The sequence below is a fragment of the Flavobacterium sp. HJ-32-4 genome, assembly GCF_022532105.1.
Lineage (GTDB): Bacteria > Bacteroidota > Bacteroidia > Flavobacteriales > Flavobacteriaceae > Flavobacterium.
Map to the genome: position 1 here is coordinate 2364411 of NZ_CP092832.1, position 14737 is coordinate 2379147.

The 14737-nt window shown below is 49.9% G+C and carries 15 protein-coding genes and 1 riboswitch; of the genes, 5 read left to right on the plus strand and 10 right to left on the minus strand.

Annotated features, from left to right (window positions below):
• Positions 1-45 precede the first annotated feature (45 nt).
• The 4 genes from MKO97_RS09890 to MKO97_RS09905 all read left to right on the plus strand — a co-directional run bounded on the left by MKO97_RS09890 (position 46) and on the right by MKO97_RS09905 (position 5650).
• Positions 46-387, plus strand: coding sequence for a helix-turn-helix domain-containing protein (locus MKO97_RS09890; protein ID WP_241103057.1), 342 nt, complete (start codon positions 46-48; stop codon positions 385-387).
• A gap of 208 nt (positions 388-595) precedes the next feature.
• Positions 596-1102, plus strand: coding sequence for a ClbS/DfsB family four-helix bundle protein (locus MKO97_RS09895; RefSeq protein ID WP_241103058.1), 507 nt, complete (start codon positions 596-598; stop codon positions 1100-1102).
• Positions 1103-2085: 983 nt separating this feature from the next.
• Positions 2086-2781, plus strand: a complete 696-nt coding sequence (locus tag MKO97_RS09900) for a phytanoyl-CoA dioxygenase family protein (RefSeq protein WP_241103059.1) — start codon at positions 2086-2088, stop codon at positions 2779-2781.
• A 280-nt stretch (positions 2782-3061) separates the two neighbouring features.
• Complete coding sequence (locus tag MKO97_RS09905; RefSeq protein WP_241103060.1) at positions 3062-5650, plus strand: T9SS type A sorting domain-containing protein; 2589 nt, start codon at positions 3062-3064, stop codon at positions 5648-5650.
• Between the two features lie 141 nt (positions 5651-5791).
• Here MKO97_RS09905 and MKO97_RS09910 read toward each other — a convergent pair whose 3' ends face one another.
• The 8 genes from MKO97_RS09910 to MKO97_RS09945 all read right to left on the minus strand — a co-directional run bounded on the left by MKO97_RS09910 (position 5792) and on the right by MKO97_RS09945 (position 9870).
• Positions 5792-6259: a hypothetical protein gene (locus MKO97_RS09910; protein WP_241103061.1), complete on the minus strand. Its 468-nt coding sequence runs from the start codon at positions 6257-6259 to the stop codon at positions 5792-5794.
• A gap of 7 nt (positions 6260-6266) precedes the next feature.
• Positions 6267-6656: a DoxX family protein gene (locus MKO97_RS09915; RefSeq protein ID WP_241103062.1), complete on the minus strand. Its 390-nt coding sequence runs from the start codon at positions 6654-6656 to the stop codon at positions 6267-6269.
• Between the two features lie 5 nt (positions 6657-6661).
• Positions 6662-7126 carry an SRPBCC domain-containing protein gene (locus tag MKO97_RS09920; RefSeq protein WP_241103063.1) on the minus strand — a complete coding sequence of 155 codons (465 nt, stop codon included), beginning with the start codon at positions 7124-7126 and terminating at the stop codon, positions 6662-6664.
• Entirely contained in the window at positions 7126-7446 is a 321-nt protein-coding gene (locus MKO97_RS09925; protein WP_241103064.1) for a helix-turn-helix transcriptional regulator, read from the minus strand. Before MKO97_RS09925 ends, MKO97_RS09920 begins: the two co-directional genes overlap by 1 nt.
• Positions 7447-7542: 96 nt before the next feature.
• Complete coding sequence (locus tag MKO97_RS09930) at positions 7543-7887, minus strand: hypothetical protein (RefSeq protein ID WP_241103065.1); 345 nt, start codon at positions 7885-7887, stop codon at positions 7543-7545.
• A 199-nt stretch (positions 7888-8086) separates the two neighbouring features.
• Positions 8087-8500 carry a hypothetical protein gene (locus tag MKO97_RS09935; protein ID WP_241103066.1) on the minus strand — a complete coding sequence of 138 codons (414 nt, stop codon included), beginning with the start codon at positions 8498-8500 and terminating at the stop codon, positions 8087-8089.
• The gene (locus MKO97_RS09940; RefSeq protein WP_241103067.1) at positions 8497-9243 is read right to left on the minus strand and encodes a hypothetical protein; all 747 of its coding nucleotides are present in this window, start codon (positions 9241-9243) and stop codon (positions 8497-8499) included. Before MKO97_RS09940 ends, MKO97_RS09935 begins: the two co-directional genes overlap by 4 nt.
• Before the next feature lie 132 nt (positions 9244-9375).
• Positions 9376-9870 (minus strand): hypothetical protein, encoded by a 495-nt coding sequence (locus MKO97_RS09945; protein WP_241103068.1) that lies wholly within the window; start codon positions 9868-9870, stop codon positions 9376-9378.
• A gap of 272 nt (positions 9871-10142) precedes the next feature.
• Here MKO97_RS09945 and mnmA point away from each other — a divergent pair, with 272 nt between their 5' ends.
• Complete coding sequence (gene mnmA, locus MKO97_RS09950) at positions 10143-11327, plus strand: tRNA 2-thiouridine(34) synthase MnmA (protein WP_241103069.1); 1185 nt, start codon at positions 10143-10145, stop codon at positions 11325-11327.
• Positions 11328-11500: 173 nt separating this feature from the next.
• Here the strand turns inward: mnmA and MKO97_RS09955 are convergent, their stop codons facing one another.
• Entirely contained in the window at positions 11501-12778 is a 1278-nt protein-coding gene (locus MKO97_RS09955; protein WP_241103070.1) for a homoserine dehydrogenase, read from the minus strand.
• 493 nt (positions 12779-13271) lie between these two features.
• Positions 13272-14480 carry a PLP-dependent aspartate aminotransferase family protein gene (locus MKO97_RS09960; protein WP_241103071.1) on the minus strand — a complete coding sequence of 403 codons (1209 nt, stop codon included), beginning with the start codon at positions 14478-14480 and terminating at the stop codon, positions 13272-13274.
• Between the two features lie 126 nt (positions 14481-14606).
• A riboswitch (SAM riboswitch) is annotated at positions 14607-14713 on the minus strand.
• Positions 14714-14737: the final 24 nt, after the last annotated feature.

Consider the following 14737-nt stretch of genomic DNA (forward strand, 5'->3'; position numbering starts at 1 on the left):
AAGTAACAGGTTACATTTAGGTAACCGGCAAATAGTGGTAACGATATGGTAACTAAGGAAGAGCCCAATGTTTTGTCGGCGTGTCCGGTGAGTGCGGTGTTGGATCTGATCGGCGGTAAGTGGAAGCCGGTGATTTTGTATTGCCTGCGGTCGGATGTGAGGCGTTTTGGCGAGATTGCGGCGCGGATTCCGACGATTTCGCGTAAGGTGTTGACGGATCAATTGAAGGAATTGGAGCGCGACCGACTGGTGATACGCGAGCAATTCAATGAAACGCCCCCGCGGGTTGAGTACTCGTTGTCGGAACTGGGGCGCAGCATGGCGCCGGTGTTGGCGGAAATGGAGAAGTGGGGGACGCGGTATTTGGAGGAGAGGGTTGAGTTTTGAGTTTTGGGTTTTGAGTTTTGGTTCCCCCTAAACTGGACATGCTGTCTCTTCCTTTGAATTTTTGCTTCTTTCCTCTTTCCTCTTTCTTCTCTCCTCGTTCAACCGAAGTTTTGTACGTTTGTTTGCGGGAGATTGATGATAATGCCGATTTTTCCGAGCCCCGAATAGTAGCGACTCAAGGCGGCTAATTTTGTAGCGTTACAACGAAATGCCAATACCAACGAACAAAGACGAACTGCGGAAAGCGGTGCTGGACGACTACCGAAAGCTGAAGGTGGAGTTGTCGGGTATTCCGGGTGAAGTCGCCGACAGAAAAGAGCTGGAAGGCCATGCCAAAGATACGATGATGAGTATCCATGACCTCGTTGCCTATCTGGTGGGGTGGGGACAGTTGGTGTTGAAGTGGGAGGAGCGAAAAAACCAGGGTCTGGAAGTCGACTTTCCCGAAACCGGGTTTAAATGGAACGAACTCGGGCGCCTTGCCCAGAAGTTTTATGCGGATTATGAAAAGGACGATTTCGAAACGCTGCTCACGAAGCTGGACACCACGACGGCTGATATACTTGCCTTGATTGCGTCCAGGACAGATGACGCGCTTTATGGAACGGCTTGGTACGAGCGTTATCCGCTGGGACGGATGATACAATTGAATACCTCGTCGCCGTTTAAGAATGCGACGGGTCGGATACGGAAGTGGAAGAAGAGGTTGAAGTAGCAAGTAGCAAGTAGCGAGGAGCAAGTAGCAAGTATCAGGAAGCAGAGAGGGACTGCTAAAATATCAGTAATGATGTCGTTATCATCTGGATTGAACCCAAGGGGCGGGATGGTTTTACGTTTTGAATTGGGTTGCAACTACTGCAGACGCTTGTTGTCTTCCTTGCAATCTCCTGACTTTTTCTCCTCTTTCCTCTTTCCTCTTTCTTCTTTCTTCTTTCTTCTTTCTTCTTTCTTCTTTCCCCTCTCCCCTCTCCCCAACTCTTCCACCTTTTTCGTACTTTTCTTTCCACGACTAAAGCCAAACCCGCATGAGAAGTAAATACCTAAGTTTTGATATCCTCTTCACCGTTGCTTTGACGGTTTTCGTTGTGTGCCTTTACTACACCGACACCTTGTGGATACTGTCGAAAAATCCTTTTATGACGTTATTCGTACCGTATTTGATTGGGCGGATGGTAGGAAAGGGGCGGGAAAGAAGAGATAGGAGGAATGAGGAGAGATGAGGGAAGCAAGAGGAGAGACGAAAGAGCCAGGAAGTAAAAATCGGAAGGAGAGATGGTATGCCCAGTTTAGTTAAAACCCAAAACCCAAAACCCAAAACCCAAAACCCAAAACCCAAAACCCAAAACCCAACTCCTTTAATGGTTGACAAAACTGTGGTTTTTCCGTAAAGCGGTGTCGTCGGGAATTTGTATTTTGCGTTAGGGGAGGGGCGGATGCGTCCCTTACGAAATGCGACGCAGACGGCCATACGGTAAAACCGCATCAATTGTTAAAGTTGAAAATAGGAGGAAAGAAGGAAGCGAAATCGTAAACGAGCCGCTAGACTTTACGAATGCGTGGTAAACACATTAACGCACACGAATAGCAGACCATCGCTTTTGCGTCCACCCCCAAGAAATTACGAAGTACGTCGAGCGAGAACGAAATCTAACTCAACACTCAAAACCCAACACCCAACACCCAACACCCAACTCCCGCATGCCCGCTTCTCTTTCCACCCACGGCTTCGCAATAGCAACCAATCTCTATTCTGAAGCGGAGTTGGCGGCGATTGCCGATACGATTGATAGGGCCGACCAGTCCCATGATACCTTTCGAAAATCACGTGAATTATTTGCGATTCGGCAGTTTTTGAAACAGGTGCCGGGTGTAACGGAACTCGTTCTAAATGCGCCTCTCCGACAGTTGGTGGAGCGCGTGTTAGGGCCTGGTTATTTTGTCGTGAAAAGTATTTATTTCGATAAACCCGAAACCTCTAACTGGTATGTGGCGTACCATCAGGATTTGACCATCTCTGTCCGTGAAAGACACGATGTACCCGGTTTCGGGCCGTGGACGGTCAAGTCTGACCAATTCGCTGTACAACCGCCGCTCGCGATACTCGAGAACATCGTCACGGTTCGCATCCACCTCGACGATACTGACGAAACCAACGGCGCCCTGAAAGTCATTCCGGGGTCGCACCGCAAGGGCATTTACCGCCCCGAAACCATCGACTGGACAGTAGAAAAAGAGGTGTTTTGCCGCGTGCCGAAAGGCGGTGCCATGCTCATGAAGCCGCTATTATTGCATTCTTCCCTACGATCGACAGGCACACAACGCCGACGTGTTATCCATTTGGAATTCTCCAATACAGAATTGCCGATGGGGTTGGCATGGGGGGAGAGGGAGTGAGGAGAGAGGAGAGAAGTGAGAGGAAAGAGGAGAGAGGCGCAATTTGGAAGTTCGACTTTTTACCGTCCTCCTTTACCCACTTTTACCTGCTTTTTTTGGGAAAGCCGTTTTACCGGTTCGTTTCTCCGCCCGCTTCACGATGAACTTCATCGTTGACCGGTAATTGTACATCCTACATGGTTCATCGTTCATTGTTCATTGTTCATTGTTCCCTTCCCTCAACCCTCAACTTTGAACTCTCAACCCAAAACCCAAAACCTCATTTCACTATCTTAGCGCCATGAAACAAACTCTACTCCTTCTGTTACTCAGTGCGTTTGCCGCTTCTGCGCAGATTGTGAACATACCCGATTACCAGTTCAAGACGGCACTGCGGAACGGACTCTGTGTCGATACCGACAACAACGGCGTGCCCGACGCCAATGCCGATCTCAATAACGACGACGAAATCCAGGTGTCGGAGGCAGAGGCGGTTCAGTACCTCTACATACTAGCACAATACAATGTCAGTGATCTAACGGGTATCGAGGCGTTTGTCAACCTGCGCACCCTCTATTGCGACTACCACACGCTGACCACACTTGATGTGTCGATGATGCCCGATCTTCGTTGGCTTACGGTGAACAGCAACGACCTCACTACCCTTAATCTGGGTACCATTAGCGCCTTGGAGAAACTCGAAGTTGTAGGTAATGCGCTCACTTCGCTCGACCTCTCGCACCTGTCCAACCTAAAACACCTGAGTTGTGCCAGTAACCCACTCGGCTCGCTCGACCTGTCGGTGTGTACGCAATTGGAAGAACTATACTGCGGTGCGAACGGCCTAAATTCGCTCGACTTGTCGACCGTGCCGATGTTGAAGAAATTGTATTGCAGCGAGAACAACCTTTCGTCCCTATCGTTTGCTAATAATCCGCTTTTGGAGGAAGTCGTTTGCTCGTCGAACGACATGACGACACTCAATATCAGTTCCCTCTCCAACCTGAAGAAGTTGACCGCCGAAAGCTGCCCACTCAATGGACTCGACATCACGGGCCTCACGCAACTGACACAGGTGGCGTGCAACTTCAATCAGTTCCAGAGTTTTTCGCATGGTAATAACAGCGCACTGACCTCGTTGGAGATTACGGGGTATCCCGGCAATGTGGGAGGTATACTCAACCTGTCGGATGTGCCTACGCTCAAGACGCTTACTTGCAATAACCTGGCGTTAACCGGACTCAACCTAACCGGCGTCCAGCTTACGTCACTTCAGTTCAGCGGTAACCAGATCACTACTATTGATATTAGTAATATGCCCGGACTCACGTCCATTGTCGGGAATTACAACAACCTGCAATCGATGTTCATCAAGAACGGAGCCGTCAGCAGCGACCAATACCTGTTCAACTTCTACGGAAACCCGAACCTCCAGTATATCTGCTGCGATGAAGGCGAACTCAGCGTCATCCAGGCGAAACTGGCGACGAGCCAATACGCAGGCATGAACAATGTCACCTATAACACCTACTGTTCGTTCGTGCCTGGCGGCGCGTTCCATTCCATTGACGGCGTGGCCCGTTTTGATGACGGTAATAACGGTTGCAGCGACACCGATCCGCTCTTTTCGCACTTACGCATGAAGGTGTCCGCCGGAGCGGTAAGTTCGTTTTTGGTGGGAGACGGTACCGGCCTTTACGATATTGACCTTCAGGCAGGCACCTACACCATTACGCCACAGCCGGAGAACCCGACGTATTTCACCGTCACACCGACCAGTGCCACGATTACCTTACCTGCTGCTTCCAACCCGATCACACAGTCTTTCTGCATCAAAGCCAACGGCAGCCACCCCGATGTGGAGGTCGCCATTGTGCCGGAAAACCGCGCACGCCCGGGCTTTGTGTCGCGCTATGAAATTGTCCTTCGAAACAAAGGCAACAAAACCGCTTCCGGCGTCGTGAACTTTGATTTTCCGGAAGACTACCTCACACCGGCCTCGGTCAACCCGGCGCCCGATACGGATTCGTCTTCGGCCTATAGTTGGAGTTATAACGATTTACTGCCGTATGAGATACGGACGTTCCATGCGTGGTTTACCCTCAACACACCGCTGGACCCGGACTTCCCGCTGGAAAGCGGCGATGTGTTGTCGTATACCGCCACGGCCACACTGCAGTATACCGACGATCTTCCGGCCGACAATACCTTTACGTTCAACCACCGCGTGGTGAATTCAAACGACCCGAACGACAAGACCTGCCTCGAAGGCGATACCATCGTGCCGGAGAAAGTAGGGGAGTATGTCCACTATGTCATCCGCTTTGAAAACGTCGGATCGGCTGAGGCAGAGAATATCGTCGTAAAAGACGTTATCGATACCAATAAGTTTGATATCAATACATTGGTGCCGCTCACCGGAAGCCATGATTTCGTGACGAAAATCCGGAATACGAATACCGTCGAGTTCATCTTCGAGAACATCATGCTGCCGTTTGACGACGCCAACAACGACGGATACGTGAGTTTCAAGATTAAGACCAAACCGAACCTGGTGCTGGGCAATACATTCAGCAACAGCGCGTCAATCTATTTCGATTTCAACGCCGCCATTGTCACCAATACGGCCCTGACCACGGTAGCCAACCTCGGTGCTCAGGGCTTTGGGGATACCTCCCTGACCGTGTGGCCGAATCCGGTGCACGATCGACTCTATGTAACCACAACACAACCGGTCGACTACCTCGAACTCACCGACCTGTCAGGCCGCAGTCTTCGTGCCATTGCGCACAGCGAATCGGTTTCGGTAGCTGGGCTTCCTACAGGCGTCTACCTACTTACGGTAACGTCAGGCGGAAAAGCGACGGCCCGGAAAGTGGTGGTAGAGTAGAGGGTTGATAGTTGAGGGTTCTTGGTTCAACGTTGTCAGTTGTTCAATGAAACCGTGCACTCACATAAGAGTACTGCCATTAGTGAGAAGTTTTTATAGCAAAAGAGTTGTTCGTGGATATGTATTTTGTTTGTCGATTTCTCAATTGTAGTTTTTTCCTTTGATTACAAAGAAAGAGCCTCTAATCGTTCCCGCGAGTTTGGATTTTTGTCGTGCGAATTTAAACTCACGTAGCTCTTCCGGAATATCCATACCGTCGGCAAGTTTGAACCCAACAGCTCTCTTTCCGTCTTCATCAAGTGTATAAAGAACGTTTATTGCCAAGCCGTTTTCATAGAATACATACATCCATTTTATTCCTTCAACTAATAAGCTGGCTGACTCTAAAGGTTTTGATTTTATCGTGATATTTCGCTCCTTTTTTAATATGTTCGTAACCCAGTCTATTACCTCTTCGCTTTGAGACGCAGGTTCAACAATAAAATCTTTATTGTATTTATTTTTGAAATAACGAGCTTCATTGGCTCGCAAACCGGCAAGTGCCTTTGCAAAGGGCGATGTTTCTAAACCAATGGTACTTACATCTTTGAAGTCTACCAGATATCCCATAAATTCATTATTTAGTCGTAAAACAAACCCTTCTTTCCGCCGGTCTCAAATACCAGGATGCAACAGTTAGACACGGGAAAAAGAATACCGGTAATGCGTTTATTGGCTCTTCTCTGCTAGCCAAGTGTGAAATGACTCCACCGGATAGAAGGAAAAACAAACCAGCGTAGGCCCATTCTTTGAGAAGCGTGTATCTCGGGATGAGGATAGCAACCACCGCCAGTAACTTCCAAACACCTAAAATGGAGAGTACATAAAGTGGATAACCCAGGCTCAGCATTCCGTCAACGTTTGGTTTAGCTTTGATTAGTTGGGCGATACCGCCCGCGGTCATTCCAAAACACAATAAAACTGTCACGATCCAGAAGGCGTTTTTTTTTGATTTTTGATTTCCCATGTTACTTATAGTTCATTTTTAAAAATTTCCTGCAATTTGTTGTGCGCCGAATTGAGTCCATTGGCAAAAGGTAGTTTCAGTTGTTCCGCTCTGTGCTTCTCTGATTTGTAAATTATTTGAATTGTGAGCTTCGATCTGTGGTCAGTAAGTTTCTCAAATTCCAGAAACTCAATTTGGGCACCGATTGGAAGGTTTTCAATTTCGAACGTTCTCGTAATTTTTCGATTTGGTAACACTTCGTGAAGCGTACCATGCGCTTTGAATACCACTTGGCCATTGTAAGAGGTTTCAAACTCATAACTTCCGTGGCGTCCGTTTTCAAGTTTTATCACTTTTGTACCCATCCATTGTTCTATCAGTTTTGCCTCTGTGTAGGCTTTGAAAACCAATTCAACCGGTAAGTCAAATTCTCTCGTGATAATTAGGTCTTGCTTGCCCTCCTCGGCGTCTATTTTCGTTTTTTGTTCCATCAGATTTCAGGTTGAGATTTCATAAGAATTTCTAATTTCGTAAACCTATCCTCCCACATTTTCCGGAATGGCTCGATATAGTCCGCTATCACCTTCATTTTTTCAGGGTTGAAATGATAATAAATCTCTCTCCCTTTTTGTTCCTGTTTTAAAAGTTCACACTCCGTTAGAATTTGTAGATGCTTCGAAACGGTAGGGCGTGCCGTATCAAAATTTGAGGCGATCGTCCCCGCCGTCAACGATTGTGAAGTCAGTAAGAGCAAAATAGACCGTCTTGTTGGATCGGCTATCGCTTGAAAAACGTCTCGTCGTAGTTCCATTATGAAGTTATTTGACTACAAATATAAATGTAGTTATTTGACTACGCAAATAAATTTTAAAAAAGCGATTGTTAGCCTTTTACGAGCAACTTATCACTAACTGATACCCTTTTCAATCATTCGAACCAAGCTGTCTTCGGGCTTCGCGTTTGCTTTAAGGAATACCTGGTCGATGATATAGCCATGAAGGTACCGCGATCCCGCCTTCGTAAAGGAAATGGAATAGAAAGGTATTTCGCGGTGGTTGATCGCTCCAAAAGTGTCCTTCGCGATTGTTTTGAGGGTCTCGAAGCCGATCTTACTTTGGCCTGAAACCGTCACGACCACTTTGATGTAGGGATGGTGGTCGTCATCGAAAGAGGTTATTATGGTATCAAGAATGCGCTGTAAAGAATCCGACCGTTGTAGTGCTGGCCTATATTTACCGTGTCCGGAATACAATCTCCAACTGGTGTTTTGGTCGCGGTAATACGTAAAGGTTGGCTCTTTTTGTTGTCAGGTGCATGCTGTCGGTCTCTTTTACAGGAAAGTGTGAGGAACACGGCAAAAAGGTAGGATAGGTATTTCATGTTTGAGCGGAACCTACCGATGTAGCCCCGCATGACTAACGTAACAAGAAAATGGAAATCCGAATCTTTGACTACTGCTTTTTCGTAAACGTCACCAGTTCTACAAATTCAATGTTGGCGGAAACAAACTTCTTTCCGGTTTTATCCCTTTTTATTTTTTTGCGGGAATTTAGTTTGAGCTTTAAAGTGCGGGGTGTAAGTTTAGAAATTAGGTGTTTCGTAGAGCGGGTATCCCATACAATTTTTAGGACACTGTCGTTCAATCGATAGGTAAAGTCATCTTCCGAGCCATTAGACCACTTTAACGTACCTGTAGCATTTTTGCGGAAGGCCAGTTCCGCACTCATCTGCAGTACCCTATCAGACTGCCAGTTTCCGATAATAATCTCCTCAAATCTTTGTGGAAGTGCTTTTAGGGGCATCGGAGCCAGGCTGAGGCAGAGAAGGCCGAGTAGTATTGTCAGTATGCCTGCATACCCCTTCATTTTCGTTCCCCCAATAGTCCCAAACCAAGCGCGATGTCAGTTCGGGCGTCCAGTTTTGACGGGTCAACACTCCAATGCCCTGCGACCTGCATAACGAGTTCCTCGTCGGGCCACACGACATCTTCGCGATCGAAATAGTGTTCGTCTTTCGCTTCGTCCGATAACGTATTGGCAAGATGCAATGTCTGCTCGAATTCGGTCGGTTGCCCTTCGACTGCGATGTTCTCACCGGTTTCCCCTAAATAGCTATACACCCGGTCGATGTGCCCGCCCGTGGCCTTCATCCAGCAATGGTACTCGGTCACACGATGCGTACAGAAAAACTGTGCGTCGCCAAACGTCCGGCTCAATGTTTCGAGTAGGGTTTTGACCTCGTCGATCCCCTCTTTGCTGTCACCGTGCGGAAGTCCCCAACCGCAGGCCAATGTCCAACCATCAAGGGGTGGTGTAACGAATACGGCGCCCTCATACGCGCGGGCAATCCCCACCTGCCAGTTGCAATCCGACACGTTCCTGAGTTGTAACATCGCGGCAAGTCGGGTTTTGTCGCCTGTCTTCACGGCCAACCACATACACTTATACCCAAAACCGATGGGTGCGTCCGGAACTGTTTTGTTAACCGTTGTAGGGGTCGGAACTTGTGTCCGTTGGTACTCGTCACTTTTCTTGTAAATCGTAATGGAACCCACCACGATGATGAACAATCCGAATAGTAATGCCACTATCATTTTTCTATTTTTCATAGGGTATAAGCCAAGCTCGCGAACCGTCCGTTTAACGGGTTGCCGTATCTTCAGGAGTGAAAATACAAAAAACAAAAAGGCGCCGCAACGGCTGCGAACAATGGCGTAGGCTACGTTGTTGTTGAAAATTGCCTATCTATATCTTTTCAAGCTGCCAAAGAGACTGAATTTGCCGTATCCGAGGTCCTTTAATTTAGGCGTAATGAACTTCTTGATTTCGACATAGTTCGCCAAATGAAACTGAGAAAGATGTACCACACTCTTTTTGCCTTTCATCAAGTAGAGTACTTCGTAGCGCCCGCCTCTAGACGTTTCAAATGTGGTTTCGAAACCATCCAGTTCGCTGAGACTTATTTTTGTCACGACATCGGCTATGTTCGCAACAGTAATATCCCCGTTTGAAAGCGTCACCTTTATCAACCTTCGCCACGTTCCCAGTAACAGCCGGACAGAAACTAATAACATCGGGGAACCCACTAAAAGGAACTTGAAATCATAGTCGTTTCCGAATGCTTCTACCCGGTTAAAAAACAGGTAAATGGGCGAAAAAAGCATCACCACCGCCATGCCGGCATATACGTAGGCCCGGTAAGATAAATTCGATTGCATTTCTTCACGTTTTTTCAAGTTAGCCCACCGGTTATATGCCAAGGGCAACGACATTGACCCGGGGCCATCCCGTGTTGAAGCGGTGCCTGTCGCGACAAAAATAAGAAGAACAATGAAGGATGAACGAGTTGATAGTTTATAGTTCAAAGTTTATAGTTCTTAGTTGACAGTTACCGGTCGACTACCCCAACCCTGAACCCTCAACCCTCAACTCCCTATCCCAACTCAACCCTCAAAACCCAACCCTCAAAACTCCAAACTGTCGTATCTTTGCAGAAAATTTCAACTCCATGAAACGCGTAGTCGTAGGGCTCTCAGGCGGAGTCGACTCCTCTGTCGCCGCCTACCTGCTCCAGCAACAAGGATACGAAGTCATCGGGCTGTTCATGAAGAACTGGCACGACGACACCGTCACCATATCCGACGAATGCCCGTGGCTCGAAGACAGCAACGACGCACTCCTCGTCGCCGAAAAACTCGGCATCCCTTTCCAGACCATCGATCTCAGCGAGCAATACAAAGAACGTATCGTCGACTATATGTTCAACGAATACGAAAAAGGCCGCACGCCCAATCCCGACGTACTCTGCAACCGCGAGATCAAGTTTGACGTCTTCCTCAAGATCGCCCTCGAACTCGGAGCTGATTACGTCGCCACCGGCCACTATTGCCGCAAAGCCGAAACCATTGTCGATGGCAAGCCGGTCTACCAACTGCTGTCGGGCGTCGATAACAATAAAGACCAGTCGTATTTCCTTTGCCAACTCTCACAGGAACAACTGGCAAAAGCACTGTTCCCTATAGGCGAACTCACCAAACCCGAAGTGCGGCGCATCGCGTCGGAGAATGATTTAGTGACGGCTGAGAAAAAAGACTCACAAGGACTCTGCTTCATCGGAAAAGTGCGCCTGCCCGAATTCCTGCAACAAAAACTGCAGCCCAAAGAAGGCGTCATCGTGCAGGTCGACGCCCACGACGGTATTTTCGACCGCCACCTCGACCATGCCACGTCGCCCAAAGAACGGCTTGCGCTGGCCGCTGCCGATGTCCCGCTTGACGGACACGGAAAAGTCGTCGGCAAACACCAAGGCGCGCACTACTTCACGATCGGGCAACGCAAAGGCCTCAACGTAGGCGGCACGCCCGAACCACTGTTCGTCATCGGCACCGACGTCGAGACCAATACGATTTATACGGGCATGGGGCACGACCACCCCGGACTCTACAAATCGGCCCTTTTCGTACAAGGCCCGGAAGTCCACTGGATCCGCGAAGACCTCCGCCTCCGCGACGGCGAGACACGCGAGGTCATGGCCCGCATCCGCTACCGCCAGCCGCTGCAAAAAGCCACGCTCCACCAGTTCGACAACGGCCTCTACGTCGCCTTCGAAACCCCGCAATCGGCCATCACCGAAGGGCAATTCGTCGCGTGGTACGACGGCGAGGAACTACTCGGATCGGGCGTGATTTCCTGAATAGATTAGGGTAGGGCGCCCCGGCGATGTACGTCTCGACTAACCCCGACGTTGCCTCCGCCAGCGGGCTATCCGCTATAGCTTTGTTGCCCCGAAAAGCAGGGGGGCACAAAGGCTGTCGCTGCTATCCCTGGCGCAACCTTCTCCGCCCGGGCGTTAGTCCTGTCAAAGCCCTATATGACAAACGCAGGCACCGAGTGTTCCGAGGTCGTTTCGGTAGTCTCCACGGCGAGCGCTTCCGTTTCTGCATCCACGCCAAACAACACGATCGATTTCGGCAACGGATCCTCCGACAGCAACCGCAACCGTTCAAACGACAGCGTCCCGATCGTATAGCCTTCGTCGGCATTGCCGTAGGTTTCCGTCACCGACCGGAAGTAACGGCGCAGCGCCATGGCATCGTCCTGTCGGTAGCGGAGCAGAATCGTCACTTCAAAGTCATCCGATAACGCCGTTACGCCATCCTGTTGTATCTTACGGTATTCATAGCGGTAATCGTAGCTCAGTGCCGAAATGTCGCTGATCACGGCTGAAGCTGTCGGATGCGCACCTGCGCCGCGTCCCACAAAAAACTGCTCATCGGCAAAGCGCGTGCGGGTCACCACACCGTTAAACACATCGTCTACACCATGCAAACGCTCGTGCGACGCCACAAACCGCGGTGTCACGTAGGCCGCAATTCGCCCATCCGCCCGCCGGAACGCCTCGGCTACCAGTTTGATCTTAAGGCCTTTTTCCCGGGCATAGTTGAGTTCCAGCGCGCCGAGTCCGTCTATACCCAACGTCAGGATGTCGTCCGGCGCCGCCACATGTCCGAACGCATGCGCCAGCAACAGCAACAGTTTATATTTAGCGTCGAAACCACCGGTGTCCAGCGTCGGGTCGCTTTCAGCATAGCCCTTCGCCTGTGCTTCGCGCAAGGCCTCGGCATACGACACGCCCTCGGTGGCCGTCTTCGTCAGGATGTAATTCGTCGAGCCGTTCACGATACCCTGTATCGATTCCAGCAGGTCGTTGTTGTAATACTCTTCCAGGTTCCGGATAATCGGCATACTCGCGCAGGCCGCGGCCTCATATAGCAGTGGCACCCCGACTTCCTGTTGCAACGCATGGAATTCCGCGAAGTGTGTCGCCAGCACTTTTTTGTTCGCCGACACCACCGCCTTCCCGTTGCGCAGCGCGCGGGTAATGATCGGGTAGGCAGCTTCGGCGTCGTCGATCAGTTCGACAATCACGTTGATCTCAGGGTCGTCCAGCAGTTCCCTGGCGTTATACGTAAAAAACGATGCGTCAATCGGACGCGCCTTGTGCGGATCGCGTACACAGACTTTTTTGATATGTGCCGGAAACCCGGGCGTTTTTTGCAAGACGTCATACAGGCCATAGCCGACACAGCCGAAGCCGAATAATCCGATGGTAAGGTGTTTACGTGGGGCGGGAAGTACGCTCATAGTGTGGAGTTTATAGTTTATAGTTGAGAGTTCATAGTTCATAGTTGTGAGTAGGAGCTGTGAGTTGATACTTGCTCCTTGATACTTGCTCCTTGCTAGCCGGCTCCTTCCTTTTAACAATTTCTACGGTTTTCCCATACCGCTATGTCCGCGGGAATCTGTATTTTGGATTAGGGGAGGGGCGGATGCGTCCCTTACGAAATCCTACAGGGATTTGGTTACGGGAAAGCCGTACAAATTGTTAAAAATGTTAGAAGTTCGAGTTCATAGTTCATAGTTGAGAGTAGGAGCTGTGAGTTGATACTTGCTCCTTGCTCGCCTCTCCTTCCTTTTAACAATTTCTACGGTTTTCCCGTACCGCTATGTCCGCGGGAATCTGTATTTTAGAGTAGGGGAGGGGCGGATGCGTCCCTTACGAAATCCTACAGGGATTTGATTACGGGAAAGCCGTATGAATTGTTAAATATTAGAAGTTTGAGGTAGGGTTGAGAGTTCATAGTTCAGAGTAGGAGTGGTGAGTTGCTACTTGCTCCTTGCTACTCGCGCCTTGCTTCTCGCTTCTCGCTCCTTCAAACGCCTGCTTCAAATCATCAATCAAATCCTCGGCATCTTCCAGTCCAACCGACAGGCGGATCAAACTGTCCGTCACACCGGCCTGGTAGCGCTTCTCTACCGGAATCGATTTATGGGTCATTTCGCACGGCAGGCAACACAGGCTTTTCACGCCGCCCAGGCTTTCGGCCAGTTTGAAAAGGTGGGTAGTCGATACAATCCGTGAGGCAAGTTCTTTGTCGTCTACGGTAAGGTCAAACGAGATCACCCCGCCGAAATACCGTTGTTGGCCTCGGGCGACCTCGTGGTTTGGGTGGGAGGGAAGTCCGGGGTAGTAGACATTCTTCACCAACTCTTCACTTTCTAGGAAGGTTGCGATCTTCAGCGCGTTCTCCGCATGTTGGCGGATACGTAGCGACAACGTCTCAATTCCGCGGATCACCAGCCAGCTGTCAAACGGCCCGAGTATCGCACCCGATGCGTTCTGTATGAATTTGATCCGGTCACCGAGTTCTTCCGTCGCCGTTACTACCAGTCCGGCGATGAGGTCGCTGTGGCCCGACAGGTACTTCGTCGCGCTGTGCACCACCAGGTCGGCGCCCAATGCGATTGGCTGTTGCGAAGCCGGAGACGCAAAGGTGTTGTCGACACATAGCAACACGCCATGTGCCTTCGCGATACGCGCAATCGCCCGGATATCGGCAATCTTCAAGGTTGGGTTGGTCGGCGATTCCAGCCAGATCAGCGCCGTTTTATCGGAAATAGCCGCCGCCACGTTGGCCGGGTTGGTCGCATCCACATAGCGCACGGTGATGCCGAACTTCTCATACACGTGGGTAAACAAACGGAACGCCCCGCCGTAGATGTCGTCGACCGCTACGATCTCGTCGCCCGACTTGAGCAGTTTGACCACTGCATCGATGGCGGCAAGGCCACTGGCAAACGCGTAGCCACGGGCGCCGTGCTCAAGTTGCGCAATGAGGTCTTCCAGTACTTTCCGTGTCGGATTGTTGCTGCGGGCATAGTCAAAACCTTTGTGTTGGCCGGGTGCATCCTGCACAAACGTGGAAGTCTGGTAAATCGGGACCGAAACCGAACCGGTAAGCGGATCAACAGGAATGGCGTGTAGAATGCGGGTGTGCTCTTTCATGGTATAAGGGATATTTGGATTACAGGTGAAATATCCAAATCCGGAATACCGAAAGGGCAAAAAAAATGCTCTTCCGATAAGTTCAGAAGAGCAGTGTATCAAGAGATAAAATAACTACTTATTCTAAGCTTATCTGTCCCCGCGCTAAGCGCAGGGTTGAATGTGGCACCTTACTTTTCAGCAGGTTGCCAAGACGTCATTGGGTCAAGTCCCTCGGTCTTTCTGGATAAGGATGTGTGGGTAAGAACGTTCCGCAA